Source organism: Sinimarinibacterium flocculans, from assembly GCF_003201205.1.
Lineage (GTDB): Bacteria > Pseudomonadota > Gammaproteobacteria > Nevskiales > Nevskiaceae > Solimonas > Solimonas flocculans.
Map to the genome: position 1 here is coordinate 71,887 of NZ_QICN01000008.1, position 23,069 is coordinate 94,955.

19 protein-coding genes are annotated in these 23,069 nt (G+C 68.4%); 5 read left to right on the forward strand and 14 right to left on the reverse strand.

What is annotated here, in order from left to right; genetic code table 11:
- The first annotated feature begins 29 nt into the window (after positions 1-29).
- Positions 30-821 carry a tryptophan 2,3-dioxygenase gene (locus tag C8D93_RS14185; RefSeq protein ID WP_211307357.1) on the forward strand — a complete coding sequence of 264 codons (792 nt, stop codon included), beginning with the start codon at positions 30-32 and terminating at the stop codon, positions 819-821.
- A gap of 10 nt (positions 822-831) precedes the next feature.
- Here the strand turns inward: C8D93_RS14185 and C8D93_RS14190 are convergent, their stop codons facing one another.
- Genes C8D93_RS14190 through C8D93_RS14200 form a run of 3 tightly spaced genes read right to left on the reverse strand, consistent with a single transcriptional unit; the run spans position 832 to position 4,714 of the window.
- Positions 832-2,787, reverse strand: a complete 1,956-nt coding sequence (locus tag C8D93_RS14190) for a transglutaminase TgpA family protein (RefSeq protein ID WP_110265871.1) — start codon at positions 2,785-2,787, stop codon at positions 832-834.
- Complete coding sequence (locus C8D93_RS14195; protein WP_110265872.1) at positions 2,784-3,785, reverse strand: DUF58 domain-containing protein; 1,002 nt, start codon at positions 3,783-3,785, stop codon at positions 2,784-2,786. The genes C8D93_RS14190 and C8D93_RS14195 overlap by 4 nt, the downstream gene beginning before the upstream one ends.
- Before the next feature lie 17 nt (positions 3,786-3,802).
- A complete protein-coding gene (locus C8D93_RS14200) occupies positions 3,803-4,714 on the reverse strand; it encodes an AAA family ATPase (RefSeq protein WP_110265873.1) in 912 nt (303 codons plus the stop codon).
- Positions 4,715-4,934: 220 nt separating this feature from the next.
- Between C8D93_RS14200 and C8D93_RS14205 the strand changes: the two genes are divergently transcribed.
- Complete coding sequence (locus C8D93_RS14205) at positions 4,935-6,437, forward strand: DUF3336 domain-containing protein (RefSeq protein ID WP_110265874.1); 1,503 nt, start codon at positions 4,935-4,937, stop codon at positions 6,435-6,437.
- A gap of 9 nt (positions 6,438-6,446) precedes the next feature.
- On the opposite strand, the gene C8D93_RS14210 is transcribed toward C8D93_RS14205, so the two are convergent.
- From C8D93_RS14210 to C8D93_RS14235, 6 genes are all read right to left on the reverse strand, one after another.
- Positions 6,447-7,946, reverse strand: a complete 1,500-nt coding sequence (locus C8D93_RS14210; RefSeq protein WP_146216619.1) for an alpha/beta fold hydrolase — start codon at positions 7,944-7,946, stop codon at positions 6,447-6,449.
- 86 nt (positions 7,947-8,032) lie between these two features.
- Entirely contained in the window at positions 8,033-10,834 is a 2,802-nt protein-coding gene (locus C8D93_RS14215; RefSeq protein WP_110265876.1) for a valine--tRNA ligase, read from the reverse strand.
- Between the two features lie 109 nt (positions 10,835-10,943).
- Positions 10,944-11,417: a DNA polymerase III subunit chi gene (locus tag C8D93_RS14220; protein WP_110265877.1), complete on the reverse strand. Its 474-nt coding sequence runs from the start codon at positions 11,415-11,417 to the stop codon at positions 10,944-10,946.
- 111 nt (positions 11,418-11,528) lie between these two features.
- A complete protein-coding gene (locus C8D93_RS14225) occupies positions 11,529-12,176 on the reverse strand; it encodes a BON domain-containing protein (protein ID WP_110265878.1) in 648 nt (215 codons plus the stop codon).
- Between the two features lie 43 nt (positions 12,177-12,219).
- Complete coding sequence (locus C8D93_RS14230; protein WP_110265879.1) at positions 12,220-12,387, reverse strand: DUF1328 domain-containing protein; 168 nt, start codon at positions 12,385-12,387, stop codon at positions 12,220-12,222.
- 154 nt (positions 12,388-12,541) lie between these two features.
- Positions 12,542-14,056, reverse strand: a complete 1,515-nt coding sequence (locus C8D93_RS14235; protein WP_110265880.1) for a leucyl aminopeptidase — start codon at positions 14,054-14,056, stop codon at positions 12,542-12,544.
- Between the two features lie 248 nt (positions 14,057-14,304).
- Between C8D93_RS14235 and lptF the strand changes: the two genes are divergently transcribed.
- From lptF to C8D93_RS14250, 3 genes are all read left to right on the forward strand, one after another.
- On the forward strand, positions 14,305-15,390 hold the full coding sequence (gene lptF / locus C8D93_RS14240; RefSeq protein WP_110265881.1) for an LPS export ABC transporter permease LptF: 1,086 nt from the start codon (positions 14,305-14,307) through the stop codon (positions 15,388-15,390).
- The gene (gene lptG, locus C8D93_RS14245; protein ID WP_110266015.1) at positions 15,387-16,451 is read left to right on the forward strand and encodes an LPS export ABC transporter permease LptG; all 1,065 of its coding nucleotides are present in this window, start codon (positions 15,387-15,389) and stop codon (positions 16,449-16,451) included. The genes lptF and lptG overlap by 4 nt, the downstream gene beginning before the upstream one ends.
- A gap of 83 nt (positions 16,452-16,534) precedes the next feature.
- Positions 16,535-17,035: a CC0125/CC1285 family lipoprotein gene (locus C8D93_RS14250; protein ID WP_110265882.1), complete on the forward strand. Its 501-nt coding sequence runs from the start codon at positions 16,535-16,537 to the stop codon at positions 17,033-17,035.
- A 4-nt stretch (positions 17,036-17,039) separates the two neighbouring features.
- Here C8D93_RS14250 and C8D93_RS14255 read toward each other — a convergent pair whose 3' ends face one another.
- The 5 genes from C8D93_RS14255 to argA all read right to left on the reverse strand — a co-directional run bounded on the left by C8D93_RS14255 (position 17,040) and on the right by argA (position 23,055).
- Positions 17,040-17,549, reverse strand: coding sequence for an RDD family protein (locus C8D93_RS14255; protein ID WP_110265883.1), 510 nt, complete (start codon positions 17,547-17,549; stop codon positions 17,040-17,042).
- Between the two features lie 67 nt (positions 17,550-17,616).
- On the reverse strand, positions 17,617-19,404 hold the full coding sequence (locus C8D93_RS14260; protein ID WP_110265884.1) for an acyl-CoA dehydrogenase C-terminal domain-containing protein: 1,788 nt from the start codon (positions 19,402-19,404) through the stop codon (positions 17,617-17,619).
- Between the two features lie 189 nt (positions 19,405-19,593).
- On the reverse strand, positions 19,594-20,319 hold the full coding sequence (locus C8D93_RS14265; protein WP_110265885.1) for a 16S rRNA (uracil(1498)-N(3))-methyltransferase: 726 nt from the start codon (positions 20,317-20,319) through the stop codon (positions 19,594-19,596).
- A 10-nt stretch (positions 20,320-20,329) separates the two neighbouring features.
- Entirely contained in the window at positions 20,330-21,739 is a 1,410-nt protein-coding gene (locus C8D93_RS14270; protein WP_110265886.1) for an adenosylmethionine--8-amino-7-oxononanoate transaminase, read from the reverse strand.
- On the reverse strand, positions 21,736-23,055 hold the full coding sequence (argA, locus tag C8D93_RS14275; protein ID WP_211307358.1) for an amino-acid N-acetyltransferase: 1,320 nt from the start codon (positions 23,053-23,055) through the stop codon (positions 21,736-21,738). The genes C8D93_RS14270 and argA overlap by 4 nt, the downstream gene beginning before the upstream one ends.
- Positions 23,056-23,069 lie beyond the last annotated feature (14 nt).

A 23,069-nucleotide genomic window follows, 5' to 3' on the forward strand; every position in this document is an offset into this window, starting at 1 on the left:
TGCGCGGCAACCTTCAAGCGCTAGCCGCCATGGCGTCCAAACCGCTGACATACAGCCACTACCTGCGCATCGACGAACTGCTCGCGCTGCAGTCGCCGCGCTCGGACGGCCCGGAGCACGACGAGATGCTGTTCATCGTGATCCACCAGGTCTACGAACTCTGGTTCAAGCAGCTGCTGCACGAACTCGATGCCCTGGAGCAGGCGTTGGGTGCATCGGCGCTCGATCGTGCCCTGTCGTCCTTGCGACGCATGCTGACGATCCTGAAGACGCTGGTGTCGCAGGTCGACATTCTCGAGACGATGACCCCGCTGTCGTTCAGCGCCTTCCGCACGCGGCTGGAGGCGGCGAGCGGGTTCCAGTCGGCCCAGTTCCGCGCACTCGAATTCCGTCTCGGCCACAAGCGCGGCGAGGTACTGGCGCAGCATCCCGCCGGCTCGGCCGGCCGGGCCTTGCTGCAGCAGGCCTGGGATGCCCCGCCGCTGTTCGACCACGTGCTGCGCAGCCTGTCCGCGCAAGGGCACGCCGTGCCGGAGCATGTGCTGCGGCGCGACGTCACCGCCGCATACGACGGGGACGGCGCCGTGCAGTCGATGCTGGTCGGCATCTACCGGCAGGGCGGACTGGCGGCACAGCTGTGCGAGCGGCTGGTGGACCTCGACGAAGGGCTGCAGGAGTGGCGCTACCGGCATGTGAAGATGGTCGAGCGCACGATCGGCACGCTGCCGGGCACCGGCGGGTCGACTGGGGCCGGTTACCTGCGCAGCACCCTGTTCCGGCCCCTGTTTCCGGACCTCTGGGCAATCCGCGCGCAGCTCTGAGGCCGCGGCCTCAGCTCGTGCGGAAGCTGCGTACCGCATGCGCCAGTTCGCGCAGCGGTGCGGTCTCGGGATCCAGCTGATAGCGGCTGTGCAGGTACAGGCCGGCGATATGTCGTAACGCCGCCGCCCACGACGGCCGCGCCGCGGCAACGCGCTCCACGTAGTCCTGAGGTCCTTCGGCGGGTCGTGGCGGCAGGCCGGCGCGTGTCAGCTTGCGGGCGAGCCGGTGCCACTCGCGCAGGGCCGCGTCCTCGGTGCGTGCGGGTGCGGCCTTGCGCAGCAGCATCAGGCCGAGGAGCGCCAGTGTTCCCGTGATGGCGATCGTCAGCGTCAGAATCATCCGCCTCATGTCATCGAGCCCGAACCGGCTGAGGAACTGCTGCTGCAGCTCGGGACCGTAGGCCAGCACCAGTCCGTTCCACTGGGCGTTGATCAGGTCCCAGCGCGCCTCGAGGTAGTAACGCAGCCGCGTGCGGGCCGACAGGTGACCGGGAAGGCCTTCGAGTTCGCTCAGGGCGGCCTCGATACTCTGTTCGATGCGCTCGGGTGCGACGGCGGCCGTCGGGTCGATGCGGATCCAGCCGTCCGGGGCGACCCAGATCTCCACCCAGGCGTGGGCATCGGACTGGCGTACGACGTAGTAGCCGCCGAATTCGTTGAGCTGACCGCCCTGATAGCCGGTGACGACGCGCGACGGCACACCGGCGGCACGCATCAGCACGGCGAAGGCGCTCGAGTAGTGCTCGCAGAAGCCGCGCCGGGTATCGAACAGGAACTCGTCGACGCTGTGCCGGCCGAGCGCTGGCGGCTGCAGCGTATACACGTAGGGCTGCTCGCGGAATATGCGCAGGATCGCACGGGCGTAGTCGAGATCCTGCGGGTACTGGTCGCGCAGCCGCTGCGCGAAGTCGAGCGTGCGCGGATTGAAGCCGTCGGGAAGGCGCAGGTAGCGGCGCGGATGCTGGGGCGTCTGCGCCATCCGGTAGTCGGTGAACGAGGTCAGCGTGTAGCGCCGGCGCTCGCGTACGAGCTTGCGTGCGAGCAGCTGGCCTTCGCGCCCGAGGATCGCATCCTCCGGGATCGACGATTCGTCGGGCATGTCCAGTGCGAACAGCCAGCGCGCGCGGTTCGGTTCGAGCGTGATCTCGTAGCGCACCGGACGACCACGCAGATCGACCTCCGGTCCGTAGCCCGGAACCAGCGTCGCGAACCCTTCCTCCCAGGCGCGGCCATCGAAGTTGTCGAAGACCGGGCCGCGCCAGTAGCGCGCGGCCGGCGGCGGCACCGCGCCGTCGAAGGTGACGCGAAACGCGGTCTCGTCGGATTCGATCAGGCTGGAGATGTCGCCGGGCGCCATGCGGTCGGACAGGCCGCTGCGTGCGGCGCCAGCGTCGGCGGGCAGTCCCCACAAGGGACCGGGGATGCGTGGAAACAGGATGAACAGCAGCAGCATCAACGGCAGCGCCTGCAAGGCGATGGCACCGCCCTTGCGCAGGGTGAAGCGCGGGGCCAGCGCGCCGCGGTGCTGGCATTCGACCAGCACGGCTGTCGTGGCGACGACACAGACAATCAGATAGGCGACGGTCCACAGTTCCTGCGAGAACAGGAAGTGCGTCATCAGCATGAAGTACATGAGAAATACGACGACCATCACGTCCCGGCGGTCGCGGAACTCGAGCAGCTTGAGCGCGGCCATGACGCACAGCAGCGCGGTGCCCGCGTTCTGTCCGGAGATGCGTCCCTGGTAGGACCACAGCACGCCGATGAAGGCCAGCGCCGTGAGGCCCAGCTTCAGCCAGACCGGCGGCAGGCGCCATTGCTTGTAGGCAGCGAGGGCGCGCCAGCCGATCACCGCGGCGATCAGTGCCGTCTCCCAGACGGGCAGGCGCAGCACATGCGGCGAGATCACGAGCGCGAGCACGGCGAGCAGGCGCCACAGCGACACCAGCGGCAGGTACTCGTTCATCCCGCGTCGGCGTCGTACAGCGCCAGTGCCTTGAGGCAGGCGAAGCGGTGGGCGTCGCCGCGGCCGGGTGGAATCAGCGTCCCGGGCAGCCGCAGGCCGTAATTGCGTCGAGCCGCTTCTGCGTCGAGCACCCAACGCGTGAGCTGCGACAGGCGGGCCTCGACCTCCAGTGCCGCGAGCGCCGACCAGTCGAGCCACAGGTCCTGCTCCAGCGTTTCCGCGAATTGCTTGACCATCGGGTGCTGCAGCTTCGGCAGGCTTTTCCAGTGAATCGAACGCGGCGTGTCGCCGCGGCGATAGCTGCGCAGGCCGGCGAACTCATCCTGACCGCTGCGATCACTGCTGGCCAGGCCGCCGTGGCCGCCTGCCGCCGGCGGCTCGCCGCCGTGCGCCGCCGGCTTCGGAAACACGAGGCAGCGCATGTCGAGTTCGGCCCAGGTCCAGGCGTGGAACAGGCCCAGCGGATACTCGGTCGAGACGCTGAACACGCGGCCTTCCAGCCAGCCGCGGTGCCCGGCGGGCAGCGACAGCATGAACAGGCCCGAACCGCGTGCGGCCACGTCGCCCGGCACGGCGTGTTCCTCGAGCTTGGGCCAGCTCGCGGCCAGCGAATAGCGCGGCGTCGGCGACGGATTGTCGATGCGCAGTTCGAAGTGCGCCGTCTCGCCGGCAAACACCGGCTCGCAGTTGCCGGCGCGCAGTTGCACGCTGACGAGATTGGCGTGCGTGTGGTGCATGCACACCAGCGCGATCCCGGCGAGCAGGAAGGTCAGCAGGAACGCCATGCTGTTCGAGTAGTTCATCGCGCCGAGCAGCATCACCAGCAGCATCAGGGCGAAGAAGTAGCCGAACCGCGTCGGCAGGATGTAGACGCGGTTGCGCGTGATCGCGATCGGTCCCGGCTGTCGCTTGACCCGCGCCATCACCCAGGCGTCGATGCGGTCCTGTGCCCAGCGCAGCGGGTGCAGCAGAATCTTGAAGATGAGCCAGAAGCGCATGTCGGCACCGTGCGCGACTACGGAATCGCGACCTCCGCGAGCACCTCTTCGGCGCTGATCGCCGCGCCCTCGCGTTCGGCGGCGGCGACGAGGCGGTGATTGACGACGGCGACGAACACGGCCTGCACGTCCTCGGGAATCACGCCGCCGCGCCCCTCGATCAGCGCCCAGGCCTGGGCGGCGCGCCGCAGCGCAAGACCGGCGCGCGGTGACAGGCCCTGACGCAGGCCGGGAAGCTCGCGCGTGCGCTGGATCAGGGCCATCAGATAATCGATCAGCGCCGGTGCGGTGCGCACCTGCTGCACCTGCTGCTGCAGCGCGAGCAGTTCGGCGGGCGCCAATACCGACGGTGTTTCGGCGAGCAGGTCGCGGCGCTCGCGCTCCTGCAGCAGCGCGCGTTCGGCTTCCGGTGGCGGATAGCCGAGCGACACGCGCATCAGGAAGCGGTCGAGCTGCGACTCCGGCAGCGGGAAGGTCCCGATCTGCTGCGCGGGGTTCTGTGTCGCGATCACGAAGAACGGTTCGGGCAGGCGTCGCGTCGTCCCCTCGACGGTGACCTGGCGCTCCTCCATCGCCTCGAGCAGGGCCGACTGCGTCTTCGGACTTGCGCGGTTCACCTCGTCGGCGAGCACGAGCTGGGAGAAGATCGGCCCCGGATGGAAGCGAAACGTCGCTTCGCGCGATTCGTAGACGGAGACGCCGAGGATGTCGGCCGGCAGCAGGTCCGACGTGAACTGCACACGCTGGAAGTCGAGCCCGAGAACCCTCGCCAGCGCGAGTGCCAGCGTGGTCTTGCCGACGCCCGGGATATCCTCGATCAGCAGGTGGCCGCGTGCCAGCAGGCAGGTCATCGCCAGCCGAAGCTGCGCCGGCTTGCCGAGAATGATCGTGTCGAGCTTCTGCAGAGCCTGATGCAGCGGCGCGGTCATGAGTCGAGTCCCCCGGAACCCATCGAATCAGCGGCAGTGTATTGAAGCGCTTCGGAAAAAGTCCGACCACCCGGCCGATCGCGCGGCGCGCCGGTAGCTGCGGCGTCTGACGAGCGGCGGCATTGCACCGGACCGGCAGTCGCCGACCTACCCGGCGGGTGGTTGCGGCAGCGGCGATGCGACCGCACCATACCAGTTATTCAATTCTTCCGAGACGCCGGTGAATCGCAACAAGCGACAGCTCACCCGAGATCTGCAGAACGCAACCGACTACGCATCCTGGCGCGGCGCGGCCGAGGAGCTGGACCGTCTCGACGGTCGCGACGACTGGCGCGACGACGACACCAGCGCGGACTTCGACTGGCGTCTGATCCGTGCACGCCTGCGGCAGGTACGCCAGTTCCGCGAGGAAGGGCAGATTGCCAAGCTGGTGCATCACCTGCGGCAGGGGCTGCACTGGAACCTGGGCAATACCGGCAATCCGAGGCTGTACGAACACACGCTGGTCGGCACCAAGCGCCTGATCGGCGAGTACGTCGCCGAGATCTCCGAGACGCTGAAGTATCTCGCCGACCTCGATTCGCCGGCATTCGATCACGCGGCAAAGCTCAAGTTCTTCGGCGAGGTCGCGCACAGCTACGGCACTTCGGCCCTGATGCTGTCGGGTGGCGCGACGCTGGGCCTGTTCCATGTCGGCGTCGTCAAGGCGCTGTACCGAGAAGGGCTGGTGCCGTCGATCATGTCCGGCTCCAGTGCCGGCTCGGTGGTCTGCGCGACCGTCGGCACGCGCGAACCGCACGAAGTCGAGGAGCTGCTCGATCCGGAGGCCGCGTACTATCACTTCTGGCGCATCCTGCCGTGGCGCGACGTGCTGCGAAATCGCGCACTGATGGACCAGAACCAGCTGCGCAAGGCGATCGCCGCGAACGTCCGTGACTGGACCTTCGAAGAGGCGTACCAGCGCTCGGGACGCGTCATCAACATCACCGTGTCGCCGGCCGGCTCGAACCAGCCGCCGCGGCTGCTGAACTACCTGACGTTCCCGTATCTGTACCTGCAGGAAGCGGTGCTCGCCTCGTGCGCGGTGCCGGTGCTGTTTCCGCCGGTGATGCTGATGACGCAGGACGAGCGCGCACAACGCGTGCCCTACATGCCGCTGCTGCGCTGGAACGACGGGTCGCTCAAGTCCGATCTGCCGATCCTGCGCATGCGTCGCCTGCACAACGTCAATCACTTCATCGTCAGCCAGACCAACCCGCACGTGCTGCCGTTCGTGTCGCGGCGCGAACCGGGCGACGGCAACGTGCTGCACGGTGCGCGCGACTTCGCCTACTCGAGCGTGCGCGGTCAGGCCAAGAGCGTGATCGATCTCGTGCGGCATCGCCTGCCGGTCGGAGGCGTCCGTCGCACGCTGGATCTGGGCTCCTCGATCCTCGATCAGGACTATCGCGGCAACATCAACATCCTGCCGGACGTGAGCCTGTGGCGGTACGCCAACGTCACCGCCAATCCGTCCATGGAGGCGATCAAGCGCTTCATGCTCGAGGGCGAGCGCGCGACCTGGCCACGGATCGAGATGATCCGCAACCAGACCCTGATCAGCCAGACGCTCAACGACTGCCTTGAGCGTGTCGAGCGCGGGCCGGCGGCCCGTCCCGCGGCGCCGACGGGCAGCGGTCGGCCCGACCTGCGCATTGTGCGCGCGCGCGGCGCGACGAACTGACGCGACGCCTCAGCGCAGCGCGCGGCGGCGCAGCAGCGCCAGCGCGGCAAGCACGAACCCGCCCGAACCGGCCCCGCCACCGGAAGCACCGGCGTCCGCACCGTCGCATCCCGCGCGGATGTCTTCGCAGGAGTGCCGGCCGCCGCTGCGATCGGCGAAGGCGCGTGCCGAGCGGGAGTAGAAGCTGAAGCGCTCGACCCAGTCGGCATCCGCGAGCAGGCGCGCGTCGGCGTCGTCGTATCCGGGTTCGCCCGGCTGCTTGAGCCAGCGATCGAACCAGGCCACGGTGTAGTGCTCGGCCAGCGGCTGACCCCAGCCGCCGCTGCAGCGGTTGCCGGCCGTGTCCGCGCACCAGGACGTCGACGGAAAGCTCGGAATCAGCGACCACTCGAAATGCGTGCTGCCCTGGATCGTCAGCTGGAACACCGGCACGTCGGCGTCCCGCCAGGCGGCAAAGGCGTTCTTGTGCGATTCCGGATCGGGAGGTGAGGTGAACGCGAGTCCGCCGATGCCGTACTCGCTGGTGTGCCCCATCGCCGGCACACGCGGCACGACCGCCGGCCGTTCGCCGTCGGCGGGACGCGGCGACGACAGGCTGTCCCAGGCGACGATGACGTCGACCGGATTGTCGGCGTCGAGCAGCCCCGGCCACGGCTGCGCGCCGTCGGCGCCGTAGCTCTGCACGACGCTGACACCGGTGGCGCCCAGCGAGTGGCCGGCCAGCCCGAGCCGCGCCGGGTCGATGCGCCCGGCATGCGGGTTGAACGCCGTGACGTCGGTCGGATACGTGCCGGCGCAGGCCAGATTGTGCGGATACGGGCGCGCGCCGCCCGAACGGAAGAAGTCGATCGCGTCGACCAGGCCGTCCCAGAACACCGTCGAGTTCAGGTTGCTGCCCTGGTCGCCGCCCGGCGTCTGCTGGTCCGAGCGCCCCTGGCCGCGCGGATCGAAGGTCATGACGACGTAGCCGGCGCGCAGCAGCGCCTGCGCGGCCCACCAGTACAGGGTTTCCGGTGCCTGGATCGAACCGTTCTCGATGATCACCGCCGGCAAGCCGTTGCGCGTGTCCCGCGGCGCCCAGACGCGGCCCGACAGGCGTGCGCAGGCGCGGTCGTAGAACACGACCGGAACGACCTCGGCTTCGCTGTCGTAGAACGGCGCCCCGTCGGGGCCGTCGACACCAGGGTAGCGGAACGGATCGCCGGTGCATTGCTCGCCCCAGGTCGCACACAGCGGCGTCAGCGGTGTATCGAGTGCCGGCAGCAGCAGCCAGCTCGGATCGTCCAGTGCCCGCTGGTTCCACTCGGCGAGGTTGGCGAGACCCTGTGTCTGCCATCGCAACAGGAACGCCGGGTTGGTGGCCTGCTCGGCCGGTGCCTCCAAGGTTCTCGCGTAGTTCGCCAGCTCGCGTTCGGTCCATTCGGCCGACGGATAGTCCGGCCCTTCCGGAATCGCCTGCGCCGCTGCGCTGGCCAGCAGTACGGCGGCGCCGATCACAGCCCGTCTCATTGTTGTCTCCCCCGGGGAGGTCCCCGGGGCGAGTGTCGCAGAGGCGCGACGGTGCGACCAGCGTCGCCCGCGCAGTCGGCGGCGGGCTAGAGGCTCTGGATGCGGTCGTGCTGTGCGTGCAGTGCGGCGAGATCCTGCGCCTGCCGCGCGGCGAGGTCGCGCGCCTGCTGTTGCACGTGTTCCGGTGCCTTGCCGAAATTCGGGTTGGCGACCCGTGCCTGGGTCTTGGCGAGATCCCCCTCGAGCTTGGCGATCTGCCGGGACAGGCGCGCGAGTTCCGCGTCCTTGTCGATCAGCCCGGCCATTGGCACCAGCAGCGTCATCGCACCGAGCAGGGCGCTGGCGGATTGCGGCGCGGTTTCGCCGTCGGCGAGCACACGCGGCGGCTCGACACGAGCGAGGAATTCGATGCTCGCGCCCAGACGCTTCAGGCGCTCCAGATCCTGCCCATCGGCGTTCTGCAGCAGCAGCGGCAGCGGCTTGCCGGGTGCGATGTCCATCTCGCCGCGGATCTGGCGCACGCCGAGGATGAAGCGCTTGAGCCAGTCGATGTCGGCCTCGGCGGCTTCATCGATCTTCCCGGCCTGCGACTGCGGATAGTCCTGCAGCATGACGCTGGGGCCCTTGCGGCCGGCCAGCGGGGCGATGCGCTGCCAGACCTCCTCGGTGATGAACGGCATCAGCGGATGCAGCAGGCGCATGGCCGCCTCCAGCACGCGCACCAGCGTGCGCCGCGTGCCGCGCTGGGCGGCTTCGCCGCCCTGCTGCAGCGCGGGTTTGCTCAGCTCGAGATACCAGTCGCAGTACTCGTTCCAGATGAACTGGTAGAGGCTTTGCGCCAGCAGGTCGAAGCGGTAGGTGCGGAAGTGCTCGGCCGCCTCGGCCTCGACTTTCTGCAAGGTCGAAATGATCCAGCGATCGGCAACCGACAACTCAACCGGTTCGCCGTGCTGCCCGCAGTCCTTGCCCTCGCACTGCATCAGCACGAAGCGTGCGGCGTTCCAGATCTTGTTGCAGAAGTTGCGATAGCCCGAAGCGCGCGAGGCATCGAAGCGGATGTCGCGCCCGGTGGAGGCGAGCGCGAGGAAGGTGAAGCGCAGGGCATCGACGCCCACCGGCTCGATGCCATCGGGGAACTGGCGCCGCGTCGCGGCCTCGATCTTCGCCGCCATCTGCGGCTGCATCAGGCCGGTGGTACGCTTGGCGACGAGGTCTTCGAGGCCGATGCCGTCGACTAGGTCCAGCGGGTCGAGGATGTTGCCCTTGGACTTGGACATCTTGTTGCCTTCGGCATCGCGCACGAGGCCGGTGATGTAGACCTCGCGGAACGGCACCTCGTCCATGAAGTGCAGGCCCATCATCGACATGCGCGCGACCCAGAAGAAGATAATGTCGAAGCCGGTGACGAGCACGCTGGTCGGGTACCAGCGCTTGAGATCGTCGGTCGCTTCCGGCCAGCCCAACGTCGAGAACGGCCACAGCGCCGACGAGAACCAGGTGTCGAAGCTGTCCTCGTCCTGACGCAGGGCGGTGTCGGCGGTGAGCCCGTGCTTCTCTCGCACCTCGGCCTCGCTGCGCCCGACGTAGTAGTGGCCGGCGTCGTCGTACCAGGCAGGGATGCGGTGGCCCCACCACAGGTTGCGCGAGATGCACCAGTCCTGGATGTTGCCGAGCCACTGTTCGTAGGTGTTGATCCAGTTCTCGGGCACGAAGCGCGTGCGGCCGTCGCGCACCGACTGCAGCGAGCGCTCGGCCAGGCCCTTCATGTCGACGAACCACTGGTCGGTGAGGAAGGGTTCGAGCACGACACCGCTGCGGTCGCCGCGCGGCACCATCAGCTTGTGATCCTGGATTTTCTCGACCAGGCCGAGCTTGTCGAGGTCCTCGACGACGCGCGTGCGCGCATCGAAGCGATCGAGGCCGCGATAGGGCGCCGGTGCCTCGTCGTTGATATGGGCGGTCGGCGTGAACACGTTGATCAGCGGCAGGCCGTGTCGCTGGCCGACCGCATAGTCGTTGAAGTCGTGGGCCGGCGTGATCTTGACCACGCCGGTGCCGAACTCGCGTTCGACGTAGTCGTCGCCGATCACCGGAATCTCGCGGTCGCACAGCGGTAGGGTCACGGTCTTGCCGATCAGGTGCCGGTAGCGCTCGTCCTCCGGGTGTACCGCCACCGCGGTGTCGCCGAGCATGGTTTCCGGACGGGTCGTCGCCACGACCAGGTAGCCGGAGCCGTCGGTCAGCTTTCCGTCGACCAGGGGGTAGCGGAAGTGCCAGAGCTTGCCGTTCTCCTCCTTGCTCTCGACTTCGAGATCGGAGATCGCGGTCAGCAGCACGGGGTCCCAGTTGACCAGGCGCTTGCCGCGGTAGATCAGCTTCTGCTCGAACAGACGCACGAACTCCTCGGTGACCGCGCGCGACAGCCCGTCGTCCATCGTGAAGCGCTCGCGCGTCCAGTCCACCGAGTTGCCCATGCGGCGCATCTGGTTGGTGATGGTGCTGCCCGAGTACTCCTTCCACTCCCAGACCTTCTCCAGGAACTGCTCACGGCCGAGGTCGGTGCGCTTGATGCCCTGCGCGGCGAGCTGGCGCTCGACCACCATCTGCGTGGCGATGCCGGCGTGGTCGGTGCCGGGCAGCCACAGCGTGTCGCAGCCGCGCATGCGGTGATAGCGCGTCAGCGCGTCCATCACGGCATGCTGGAACGCATGCCCCATGTGCAGGGTGCCGGTGACGTTCGGCGGCGGAATGGCAATGCTGTACGGCGGGGCCTGTTCGCGATCCAGTCCGCGGACGGAGGCGACCGTTTCCGGCGTGTACCAGCCGTTCTGCTCCCAGGCCGCGCACCAGCGCGCCTCGATGCTCTTGGGGTCGAAAGTCTTGTCCATGCGCGATCGAAAAGTCCGGCGCGCCGGCCGGTGCCGACACGCAGAGGTGAAAAAGAGGCGAATTGTACCGGCTGGGCCGCGGTACAGGCCCGTGGGTGCCGCTGCGAGGCTATTGGGTACTGCGCCGGGTCCAGCCGCCGTCGGCGCTCTGCTCGAAGGTGTTCAGCTCGTAGCCGCGGTCGCGGTAGAACTTGTAGTGCGTGCGCGATGCCGCGCGCTGGGCGGCGTCACCGGCCACGATCTCCAGCACCCGTTCGAAGCGGCTGAAGAAGTCCGGCACTTCGGTGCCCAGGTTGACCAGGACATCATGGTGCGTGTCCGGAGGTTCGGCGCTGCCGATCAGCACGGGCGGCAGCGGGGCTTCGATCGCCTGGCCGTCGTAGCGCTCGTGGGCGATGAAACCGCCCTGGCGGAAGCTCCACAGGGCCCCGTCGAAGCCCTCCGCGGTGGTGCGGTCGTCGACGTGGGCATAGATCCGCAGTCCGGCGCCGACGGCCTTTTCGCACAGCCTGCAGGCGGTGATCACGGGACTGTCGGCGGGGCCGGCGCTTTCCGGCAGGATGTAGAAGTCGATGCGCGTCATCGGTGGAAACGGAATACAGGGCGCCGGCAGTGTATGACAGGCCGCCAGAAAAAATGGCCGCGGCGCCGTTCCGGGCGCCGCGGCCATGGGTCGCCGCTTCACTGCTGCCGACTAGCGGCGCGCGACGACCAGCGCCGTGTCGTCGACCTTGCGCACGCCCTCGATGCCACGGGCGACGTCGACGGCCTGCCGGTGCTCGGTGGCGCTGTCGATCTCGCCGCTGAGCGAGACCACGCCCTGCTCCGTGTCGACGTCGATCTTCAGACCCTGGGTCTGCGGATCGGCGAGCAGCGCGGACTTCACCTTCGTCGTGATCCAGGCGTCGTCGATCGATTCCCCCGCCTCGCGCGCCGCCGCTTCGGCGCTGTCGGCCATGCCGTCGGCCGGATGCGGTGCGTCGATGCGATTGTCGACGCCGCGCACCTCCGGGACCATGCGGGCGAGTTCCTCGGCGGCATCGCGGGCCGCAGTACTCGGTGCGGTGCCCTCGAGGGTGACCACGCCGTTGTTGGTCTCGACCGCGATATCCGCCGCCTGGGTGCGGGCATCGCTTTCGAGCCGGCCCTTCACCTGGGCGGTGATGCCGGTGTCGTCGAGTGCGGCGGCCAGGTTCTCGCTCTGTCGCGGCATGTCGTCAATGTCCGCGTCGCTCATGCGGGCGTCGGGACGGTCCTTGCAGGCACCGAGCGCGGCGGCCAGCAGGGTGCCGGCAGCGGCTGCCGCGGCGAGCTTGTGAAACGGGGGTTTGTTTCGCGTCATGGTTCGATCTCCGTTGATGGACTGTCGGGGAGTGCGCTGCGCGCTATGGCGACGGCGCCCGTCTGCCGAGCAGCAGCGAGATCACGAACAGGACCAGGAACACGAAGAACAGGATCTTGGCGATGCTCGCGGCCGTTCCGGCGATGCCGGTGAACCCGAGGACGCCGGCGATCAGTGCGATCACCAGAAACACCACTGCGTAGTACAGCATGTCGCTCCCTCCATGGTTGCGGATGATCCGGATGGGGCTCCGGCCTGCGGACCATTAGAGGGGCGGCGTTCTGAATCGGTGGTGAACTCTGCGGGCGAAGCTGACGCCCGCATGAACAACGGCCGCCTCGATGGGCGGCCGTCGTGCGTGGACGCTAGGGCTCGCCGCGGCGGGCGGCGACGTTGAGCAGGTACTGCACGAGCATCGGCACCGGGCGCCCGCTGGCCTTCTTGCCGACCCATGCGGTGCCGGCGATGTCGAGGTGGGCCCACTTCATCTTCCTGGCGAAGCGCTGCAGGAACACCGCACCGATCGTCGCGCCGGCCTCGCGTGCACCCTTGGTGGCGATGTTGGCGATGTCGGCGAACTCGCTGCGGATCTGCTCGTCGTACTCCGGCCACATCGGCAGTTCCCACGCGCGGTCGCCGATCTGCTCGCCGGCGGTCAGCAGGGCGCGACCCAGCGACGAGGTGTTGCTGAACAGGCCGCTGGCGTGGCTGCCGAGCGCGACCACGCAGGCGCCGGTCAGCGTCGCCATGTCGATGCAGATCGCCGGTTCGTAGGTCTGCTCGGCGTAGGTGAGCGCGTCGCAGAGGATCAGACGCCCCTCGGCGTCGGTATTGAGCACCTCGATGGTGATGCCGGCCATGCTGGTGACGATGTCGCCGGGCTTGTTGGCGGCACCGTCGGGCAGGTTCTCCGACGCCGGTACGATGCCGACCACGTTGAGCGGCAGCTTGAGCTCGGCGAGCGCGGCCATCGTGCCGAAGACGCCGGCACCGCCGCACATGTCGAATTTCATCTCGTCCATGGCCGCTGCAGGCTTGATCGAGATGCCGCCGGCGTCGAAGGTCAGTCCCTTGCCGACCAGCACGATCGGCTTGTCGCCCTTGGGGCCCTTCAGGTACTCCATCACGATCAGCTTCGGCGGCTGGCGCGAGCCGCGGGCGACCGACAGCAGCGCGCCCATGCCCAGGCGCTCCATGTCTTCCTGCTCGAGGATGCGGGTCTTGATGCCGCTGCCGCCTGCCATCTTGCGGGCCTGCTCGGCGAGGTAGGTCGGCGTGCAGATGTTGCCGGGCAGGTTGCCGAGATCCTTGGCCAGGCGCACGCCCGTGGCGATTGCGCTGGCCTCGGCGAGTCCGCGCTCGCCGCCCGGCAGGTCGGAGCGTCGTGGCACGTCGAAGGTGTAGCGCTCCAGCCTCGGCGAGGGAATGTCCGCCCGCGCCTTCGCCCCGCGGCATTCGTCGAAGCGGTAGAACAGATCCTCGGTCGTCAGCACCGCCTGGGTGACGTTCCACTGGAAGTCGCGATTGCGCACCGGCAGATGCGTGAGGTAGGACGCGGCGTCGATCGCCCCCGTTGCGCGCAGCGCCCTGGAGGACGCCGTGACCGCCTTGCGGAAGGCGGCCTCGTCGAAGCTGCGCTCGCGGCCCAGGCCGACCAGCATGACGCGGTCGGCAAAGGTGCCGCTGACGTTGTGGAGGATCAGCGTCGTGCCGAGCTTGCCGTCCATGTCGCCGCGGCGCATGACGCCGGAGATCGCGCCGCCGCTGGCTTTGTCGATCGTGTCGGCTGCGGGCGAGGGGCTGCGGCGGTCGAAAATGCCGACGATGAGGCAGGCTACGCGCTGCTTCTCCGGATTACCGCTCTTGACGAAATATTCCATTGCTTCCTCTCTGCACGCTGCGGGGGCGACCGAGCCAACCTCGCGTGTCTGATTTCAAGCCGGACGATCCCAGTTGTCGGGGATTTGGGGGTCTCCGCCGCCGGCATCGGGACCGATGCACCGTAATCCTGCAGTTTATAGAAGCCGACGGCTTCGTCGCAAAGAATTTCCCGCCCGGAACCGCGCCCGCGTCCGGCCGTCTGCGTACATGGCAGGCATAATCCGCGCATGTCCCCGATCGCGATGCCGTGAAGACCACGATTCTCGACCGCTACCTGCTGCGCGAGGCCGGGGTGTCGTGGTTCGCCGTGACCTTCGTGCTGCTTGCGATCATGCTGTCCACGCGTTTCGCGCGCTTCCTCGCCCAGGCCGCCGCCGGCGAGCTGCCGCGCGAGCTGCTGTTCCAGGTCGCGGCGCTGTCGAGCCTGCAGTACCTGGTGATCCTCATCCCGGTGTCGCTGCTGCTGGCCATCATGCTGTCGCTGGGGCGGCTGTACCGGGACAGCGAAGTGTCGGCCATGATGGGCTGTGGCGTCGGCCTGGCGGCGCTGTACCGGCCGTTCGTGCTGCTCGGCGGCATGCTGGCGCTGCTCACCGCGGCGCTGGCCTTCCAGGTCGGTCCCTGGGCGGGACGCACGGCGGACTACCTGGTCAAGAATGCGGCGCGCCTGATCCAGTTCAATCCGTTCGAGGAGGGGCGCTTCAAGTCGGTGATGAGCGGGCGCGCGGTCTTCTACACCGAGCAGATGAGCACCGACGGCAGCCAGCTCGGCACCGTGATTGCGCAGGTGGAGGAGGATGACGGCGGCGTGAGCTTCGTGACGGCGCGCAGCGGTGCGCAGCGTACCGATCCGATCAGCGGCGAGCGTACCGTGACCCTGGACAACGGCTTCCGCTACCGCGGCGAACCCGGTCGCGCCGACTACGACGTGATGCGCTTCGGCGAGTTCAGCACGCGCGTCTCGCCGCCGGAGTTCATTTACATCAGCGCCAAGCGCAAGCTGATGCCGACGGCGCAGCTGCTCGGCTCGAACGATCCTCACGACCGCGCCGAACTGGCCTGGCGGGTGGCGGCACCGATCTCGGTGCTGATCCTGACCCTGCTCGCCGTGCCGCTCGCGCACATCGCCCCGCGGCAGGGACGCTACGGCAAGATCGTCGTCGGCATCGCGGCCTATCTGCTGTATTCGCAGCTGATCGGCATGGGGCAGGCCTGGATCGCGAAGGGACGCATCAGCGACGCGGTAGGCCTGTGGTGGGTGCACGCGCTCATGCTCGTCTGGGCCCTGCTGCTCGTCGCCAAGCGCCAGAACCTGCTGCGGTGGCGCGCGTGAGCCGTCTCGGGCGCTATCTGATCGGCACCGTCCTCGGCTTCACCGCCATCGTCGGACTGGCCCTGGTGGCGATCTACACCTTCATCAGCTTCGTCGCGGAGATCGACGAGGCCGGCGAGGGCAGCTTCGGCATGCTGCAGCTGCTCTGGTACACGCTGATGATGCTGCCGTCCGGGCTCTACGTGCTGATGCCCATCATCGCGCTGCTCGGCACGCTGATGGGGCTGGGGGCGCTGGCGGCGCAGAACGAGATCACCGCGATGCGCGCCGCCGGTGTCACGCTGGGCCGGCTTGGCGGCTGGACGCTCGCGGCCGGTGCCATTCTCGGCGTGCTGGCGCTGGTGATCGGCGACTGGCTGGCCCCGGCGGGGACGATGGCGGCGCGCGCGTACAAGTCCCAGGCGCAGCACGATGCTGCCGGCGGCGTGACCGAGCAACCGGTCTGGCTGCGCGACGGGCGGCACGTGGTGCACGTGCGCGCGCTGCGCGACGAGAACCGCCTGGCCAACGTCGACATCTACACGCTCGGCGAAGCGCTGGACATCGAGCGCGTGCTCAACGCCGAGACGGCCGAGTACCGCGACGGCGGCTGGCGTCTGCGCGGCGTCAGGCTGACGCGCTTCGAGGACGAGCGCGTGATCGCCGAGCGCCACGACGAACTCGACTGGGACGGCCGCCTGTCGCCCGAGGTGCTGCGCCTGTTCGTGCTCGAGGCCGGCAGCCTGACGACGCCCGGCCTGATGCGCCTGATCGACTACATGAGCGAGAACGGGCTCGACGCACGCCAGTACGAGCTGTCGCTGTGGCGCAAGCTGGTGGCGCCGTTCACGGTGATGGCGATGATGCTGTTCGCCGTGCCGTTCGTGCTGGGTCTGCAACGCAGCGGCGGTGCCGGGCAGCGGCTGCTGGTCGGCATCCTCGTCGGCCTCGCGTTCTACGTGGTCAACGAGGTCGCCGCGAGCTTGGGCCAGCTCTATGGCTGGCAGCCGCTGCTCGCCGCCGGGGCGCCGACGCTGGCGCTGGCGGCGCTGGCGATGCTGCGATTGCGGCGGGCCCGGTGAACGCAACCGCCCGTGCCGCGGTCTCGTAATACAGGAGCGCTGCCCGCTCAGCCCGTCACGAACAATTGTCGAGGTGTCGCGTCATGAACAAGCCCTTGATCCGGAACGCCGTCATCCTGTCGCTCGGTGCGGCGCTCGCCGCCTGCGTCACCGCCACGCCGTATCAGCCGCGCGAACGCGGTTTCGGCTATGCCGAACAGAAGCTCGAATCCAACCGCTTTCGCGTGAGCTTCTCTGGCAACAGCGCGACGCCGCGCGAGATCGTCGAGAACTACCTGCTCTACCGTGCAGCGGAGCTGACGCTGGCGCAGGGCTATGACTACTTCGTGCTGGCGGCCAAGGATACCGACGCAGACGTGCGCTACCAGCAGACGTTCAGCGGCTTTCCGGGCTTCGGCTACTACTATTTCTATCCGTACGCCGGTGCCGGCGTGTCGACGACGCAGAGCGAGACGCGGTATGCCGCACAGGCAGACGTGGTGATGTTCAAGGGCGAGAAGCGCAGCGAGGACACGCGCGCCTTCAATGCCGGCGAACTCAAGGCGAACCTGGAAGCCCTGGTCGTCCGACCGCAGGCCTCCTGAGCGTTCAGCGCCTGCTTTCCGCCGGCAGCACGACGAGCTCGGTCCGGCTCAGCCGGTCCTGCGGCGCGCGTCGCCGGGTGTCGAGCGCCGTCGACAGCAGGCCTGCCGCGACGGCCAGCAGTGCGCCGGCCGCGATGGTGGCGGCGTTCGCCCGGCCGGCCAGTTGCGGCAGTTGCAGCAGGGCCGGGGTCAGGACGATGCCCCAGCACAGCAGCATCAGCGCGTAGCGCAGGGCCGCATCGAGCCAGCGCAGCGGCAGACCGTTGCTGCGCTGCACGCGCAGCCGCCAGGTGCGCATGCCCAGCGTCTGTCCGCCGTGCGTCCATGACCAGCTGAAGAAGCACAGACCGACAAGAAACAGGTAGGCGCGCAGCGCCGCCCAGTTGCGGTCCAGCGCGAAGAGGTCGCGCACCACGGTGTCGATGACCAGCGCCACCATCCACAGGCCGACGAGCAGCAGGCCGTCGTAGACCGCCGCGATGCAGCGACGCCAGATCGGGGCGGGAAGGTTCATGGGGGCGCGAGTATAAAAAGCCCGGCGATGCGGCGCATCGCCGGGCTGCCCGGTGGGTCCGCCGCGATCAGAAGCTGGCGGCTTCGAGCTCCATCAGCGACTGGCTGCCGGCGCGGGCCTGGGCGATCAGCGCCGCGGTCTCCGGATACAGCTTGGCGAAGTAGAAGCGCGCGGTGACCAGCTTGGTCTTGTAGAACGCATCGCCCGAGTCCTGCTTGCGCAGCGCGACGCCGGCGGCGTAGCACCACGCGAACGAGAACACCAGGTGGCCGATCAGGCGCAGGTACGGCACCGCGGCGGCGCCGACCTCGTCCGGATTCTTCATCGCGCGCTGGCCGATCTCCATCGTCAGCTTCTGCACCTCGCTCTGCAGCGCGTTGAACGGCGCCAGGAACTCCTGCATCTCCGACATCTCGCCGAAGGGCGCGAGCGCGGCCTGCATCGCCTTGCCGAACTTCATCAGTCTGGCGCCCATGTCACCGAGCACCTTGCGGCCGAGCAGGTCGAGCGCCTGGATGGTGTTGGTGCCCTCGTAGATCATGTTGATGCGCGCATCGCGCACATGCTGCTCCAGGCCCCACTCGGAGATGTAGCCGTGGCCGCCGAGCACCTGCATGGCCAGCGTGGTGCTCTCGTAGCCGTTGTCGGTGATGAAGCCCTTGACCACCGGCGTGAGCAGGGCGACCAGATCGGCGTTGTCCTTGCGCACCTTCTCGTCCGGATGCTTGTGCTCGACATCGATCGCCAGTCCCGCCCAGTAGGTGAAGGCGCGGGCGGCTTCGACATAGGCCTTCTGCGTGAGCAGCATGCGACGCACGTCCGGGTGGACGATGATCGGGTCGGCCGGCTTGTCCTTGAGCTTGGGACCGGTCAGCGAGCGCGACTGCAGGCGCTCCTTCGCGTAGGCGAGCGAGTTCTGGTAGGCGACTTCGGCGAGGCCCAGCGACTGCATGCCCACGCCCAGGCGCGCGCTGTTCATCATCACGAACATCGCCATCAGGCCCTTGTTCGGCGCGCCGACCATCCAGCCGGTGGCGCCGTCGAAGTTCATCACGCAGGTGGCGTTGCCGTGGATGCCCATCTTGTGTTCGATGGCGCCGCACTTGAACGTGTTGCGCTCGCCCAGCGAGCCGTCGGCCTCGGGGATGAACTTGGGCACGATGAACAGCGAGATGCCCTTGGTGCCGCCGGGCGCGTCCGGCAGGCGCGCGAGCACCAGGTGCACGATGTTCTGCGCCATGTCGTGCTCGCCGGCCGAGATGAAGATCTTGGTGCCGGTGATGCTGTAGCTGCCGTCGGCGTTGGGCTCGGCCTTGGTCTTGAGGATGCCCAGGTCCGTGCCGGCATGCGGCTCGGTGAGGCACATCGTGCCGGTCCACTCGCCGGAGACGAGCTTGGGCAGGTACAGGTTCTTCTGTTCGTCGGTGCCGAAGGCATGCAGCGCGTTGTAGGCGCCATGCGACAGACCCGGATACATCGTCCACGCCTGGTTCGCGGAGTTCATCATCTCCATGAACGCGCTGTGCACGACGTGAGGCAGGCCCTGGCCGCCATAGTCCGGATCCATGCCCAGACCGCCCCAGCCGGCCTCGACGAACTGCTGGTAGGCCTCCTTGAAGCCCGTCGGCGTGGTGACGACGCCGTCGCCGTGGTAGGTGCAGCCTTCGCGGTCGCCGACGCGGTTGAGCGGGTACAGCACCTCGGCGCAGAACTTGCCGCCTTCCTCGAGCACCGAGTCGATGGTCGCGGCGTCGATGTCGGCGTGCGGGGGCAGTTTCTTGAGCGCGCCCTCGACGTTGAGCATCTCGTGCAGGACGAACTGCATGTCGCGCAGCGGCGGAGTGTACTGAGGCATCAAAGGTCTCCGGAGGATCGGGAAAGGACCGGCGTCACTAGGGGCGCCGTTCAAAACGGCCCATACTGTACCGTATGTTGCAGTGCAAACCCACTGACCCTGACGCCACTGGGGACTGGCCGGCATGAGCGGCCGTTCCGGTCGGATCGGCGGTTGGCCTGGCGCCGGGCCGGCCGCTGCGGCGAAAGCTCAGCGCCAGTCGCCCCAGCGCCCCTGCAAGGCCGCGAGCAGCGCCACCGCGGCGGTTTCGGTGCGCAGCACGCGCGGGCCGAGTCGCAGACCGGCGAAGCCCGCATCGCGCGCAGCCCGGATCTCCCGTTCGCTGAGTCCGCCCTCCGGCCCGGCGAGCACGGTCAGCGGTCCGGCAGGCGTCTGCAGGCCGGCGAGGCCGGACGCGGCGAGCGGATCGAGCACCACGCCGTCGCCATCGAGGCCGGCGGCGAGCCACGTCGCCAGTGGCACCGCCGGATCGAGTGCGGGAATCCGCGTCCGCCCGCTCTGCTCGCAGGCCGAGATCATCACGCCGAGCCAGTGATCGAGCTTCCTGTTCCAGCGCTCGGCATCGAGCCGCACGACACTGCGTTCGGAGATCAGCGGCGTGACCCGGGTGACGCCCAGTTCCACGGCCTTCTGCAGGGTGTAGTCCATGCGCTCGCCCTTGGACACGCACTGGGCCAGGCGCAGGTCCAGCGGCGATTCGCGGTCGACGGGATCGTGGGCGGCGAGGCGGGCGGTGGCCTGTCGCCTGTCGACCTCGACCAGCGTGGCCGGGTACTCGCCGCCGCAGCCGTCGAAGGCGACGAAGTCGTCGCCGGGCCGCTGACGCAGGACCTGGACGAGATGGCGGAACGCCGGCTCCGGCAGCGCCAGTTCCAGACCTTCGGCCAGCGGCGGCGGCAGATGGATGCGGGTCACGGCCGCTGCCTCAGTCCGCGGTGGCGGCACGCACGGCCTCGAGCGTCACCTGCGCGAGCCATTCGATCTCCCGGGGGGCGATCACGTAGGGCGGCATGAAATAAAGCACGTTGCCGAGCGGGCGCAGCAGCACGCCGCGGTCCTTCGTCGCTCCGAGTGCATGGCGGTAGGCGCGCAGACCGCGACGTTCCGCTGCCGGATACGGCGTCTTGCGGTGCACGTTCTTCGCCAGCTCGATTGCCAGGATCATGCCCTGCTGGCGCACCTCGGCGACGTGCGGGTGTGCACGCAGCTCGGCGGTCTGCGTCCACATCAGATTGGACAGCAGGCGGTTCGAGGCCAGCGGCTGCTCGCGTTCGAACAGGTCCAGCGTCGCCAGCGCGGCGCGGCAACCGATCGGATTGCCGGTGTAGGAATGCGAATGCAGGAAGGCCTTGCCGGCGGCATAGTCGTCGTAGAAGGCCTCGAAGATCGTTTCGCGCGTCAGCGTCACCGCCAGCGGCAGCGTGCCCGCGGTCAGGCCTTTCGACAGGCACAGGAAATCCGGTGTGATGCCTCGCTTCGCTCCCGTCCCGTACTGGAGCGGCGGAGCCAGCTCGCACGCGAACATCGTTCCGGTGCGACCGAAGCCGACGGCGATCTCGTCCGCGATCAGGTGCACGCCGTGACGGTCGCAGGCCTCACGCAGCAGGCTCAGGTAGATCGGGTGATACATGCGCATGCCGCCGGCGCATTGCACCAGCGGCTCGACGATGACCGCGCAGACCTCGTGCGCATGTCGTTCGAGCGCCAGCTCCATGTGCTGGAACTGGCGGCGCGTATAGTCCTCCCAGCTCTCGCCGGGGCCACGTTCGTAGCAGTCCGGCGAGGGAACGTGGATGGGCGACAGCAGCAGCGGCGCGTAGGTATCGCGGTACATCGACGGCCCGCCGACCGCGAGCGCGCCGAGCGTTTCGCCGTGATAGCCATTCTCCAGCGCGATGAAGCGGGTCTTGCCCGGCTTGCCGGTGTTGCGCCAGTAGTGGAACGACATCTTCAGCGCGACCTCGACCGCCGACGAGCCGTTGTCGGCGTAGGTGCAGCGGCTGAGTCCCGGCGGCGCCAGCTTCACCAGGCGCTCCGACAGCTCGACGACCGGCGCGTGGGTGAAGCCGGCGAGCATCACGTGGTCGAGCGTGTCGAGCTGCTGCTTGAGCTGCTCGACGATGTACGGGTGGCGGTGGCCGAAGATGTTGGTCCACCACGAGCCGACCGCGTCGAGGTAGCGCCGGCCTTCGAAGTCCTCGAGCCAGGCGCCTTCGGCCGAGCGGATCGGCACCAGCGGCAGCGGCGCTGCATCGCCGCCGTCGTGGTCCTTCATCTGCGTGCACGGATGCCAGACGTGTGCGCGCGAGCGCGCCGCCCAATCTGCGTTGTTCACAGATCCTTCACCAGCACCAGCGAGTTGCGCTGGTAGTTGTAGAGGCGCTGCTTCTGCATCGGCAGCTCGTCGATGCTGCCTTTGCGGAAGCCGTGCTCGATGAACCAGTGCGGCGTGTGCGTCGTCAGGCTGAACAACTGTCTGAGGCCGAGCGCCCGCGCCTCGGCCTCGACACGCTTGAGCAGTGCACCGGCGCGGCCGGCCCTCTGGTAGTCGGGGTGTACAGCGACACAGGCCAGCTCGCCCATCTGGTTCTGGGGGAACGGGAACAGCGCGCAGCACGCGATCGCCATGCCGTCGCGGACGATGACGTTGAAGTGCTGGATGTCGAGTTCGAGCTGCTCGCGCGAACGCGGCACCAGCACGCCCTGCTGTTCCAACGGCTCGATCAGCGCGAGCACGCCGCCGACATCCTCGATCGTCGCGTCGCGCGTGGCCTCGTAGTCGGCGTCGGAATAGATCATCAGGCCGACGCCGTCGCGCGTGTACAGCTCGCGCAGCAGCGCACCGTCGGCGTCCTGGCCGACCAGGTGCACGCGCTTGACGCCACCGCGGGTGGCCGCGAGCGCCGCAGCCAGGTAGACGCGGTCGACGCCGTCGAGCGTGCTGTCGGCAAGCAGTTGCTCGGCCTCGGGAGCCGACAGCTGGCCGGCATCGCCGGTGCTGTCGGCACTGCGCCAGCGGTCCGGGCTGCTCGGCGTCACGAACACCAGCTTGTCGGCGCCCAGCGCAGTCGCCGTTGCGGTCGCCACGTCCTCGGCACGCACGTTGAAGATCTCCCCGGTGGGGGAGTAGCCGACGGGCGAGAGCAGGGCGATGCGTTCCTGGTCGAGCACCTGGCGGATGCTGTCGACGTCGACGCGCCGGACTTCGCCGGTGAACAGGAAGTCCACGCCGTCGCGCACGCCGACCGGGCGCGCGGTGATCCAGTTGCCGGCGGCGACGCGGATGCGCGCGCCGCCCATCGGCGTCGATGCGAGCGAGGTCGACAGCCGCGCTTCGATGTCCATGCGCAGGCTGCCGGCAGCGGACTTGACGCAGTCCAGCGCGGGGCGGTCGGTGACGCGCAGGCGGTTCACGAAGCGGGGTTCGAGACCCTGCGAGCGCAGACGCTGGTCGATCTGCGGGCGCACGCCGTGTACCAGCACCAGCTTGGTCCCCAGGCTCTGCAGCAGCGCGATGTCGTAGATGAGCTGGTCGAAGCCCGGGTGTTCCGCGGCCTCGCCGCCGAAGGCGATCACGAACACGCGCCCGTTGTGCGCGTGGACGTAGGGCGCGCAACTGCGGAGGACGGAGACGAAATCGGTGCTGCTCATCGGCGGATTATAGA

Coding starts and splice junctions, on each gene's coding strand:
- C8D93_RS14235 (WP_110265880.1), bottom strand. CDS start 14,056: ATGGAATATTTCGTCAAGAGCGGTAATCCGGAGAAGCAGCGCGTAGCC.
- C8D93_RS14250 (WP_110265882.1), top strand. CDS start 16,535: ATGAACAAGCCCTTGATCCGGAACGCCGTCATCCTGTCGCTCGGTGCG.
- C8D93_RS14210 (WP_146216619.1), bottom strand. CDS start 7,946: ATGAGACGGGCTGTGATCGGCGCCGCCGTACTGCTGGCCAGCGCAGCG.
- argA (WP_211307358.1), bottom strand. CDS start 23,055: ATGAGCAGCACCGATTTCGTCTCCGTCCTCCGCAGTTGCGCGCCCTAC.
- C8D93_RS14190 (WP_110265871.1), bottom strand. CDS start 2,787: ATGAACGAGTACCTGCCGCTGGTGTCGCTGTGGCGCCTGCTCGCCGTG.
- C8D93_RS14225 (WP_110265878.1), bottom strand. CDS start 12,176: ATGACGCGAAACAAACCCCCGTTTCACAAGCTCGCCGCGGCAGCCGCT.
- C8D93_RS14185 (WP_211307357.1), top strand. CDS start 30: ATGGCGTCCAAACCGCTGACATACAGCCACTACCTGCGCATCGACGAA.
- C8D93_RS14255 (WP_110265883.1), bottom strand. CDS start 17,549: ATGAACCTTCCCGCCCCGATCTGGCGTCGCTGCATCGCGGCGGTCTAC.
- C8D93_RS14215 (WP_110265876.1), bottom strand. CDS start 10,834: ATGGACAAGACTTTCGACCCCAAGAGCATCGAGGCGCGCTGGTGCGCG.
- C8D93_RS14260 (WP_110265884.1), bottom strand. CDS start 19,404: ATGCCTCAGTACACTCCGCCGCTGCGCGACATGCAGTTCGTCCTGCAC.
- C8D93_RS14220 (WP_110265877.1), bottom strand. CDS start 11,417: ATGACGCGCATCGACTTCTACATCCTGCCGGAAAGCGCCGGCCCCGCC.
- C8D93_RS14230 (WP_110265879.1), bottom strand. CDS start 12,387: ATGCTGTACTACGCAGTGGTGTTTCTGGTGATCGCACTGATCGCCGGC.
- C8D93_RS14200 (WP_110265873.1), bottom strand. CDS start 4,714: ATGACCGCGCCGCTGCATCAGGCTCTGCAGAAGCTCGACACGATCATT.
- C8D93_RS14195 (WP_110265872.1), bottom strand. CDS start 3,785: ATGCGCTTCTGGCTCATCTTCAAGATTCTGCTGCACCCGCTGCGCTGG.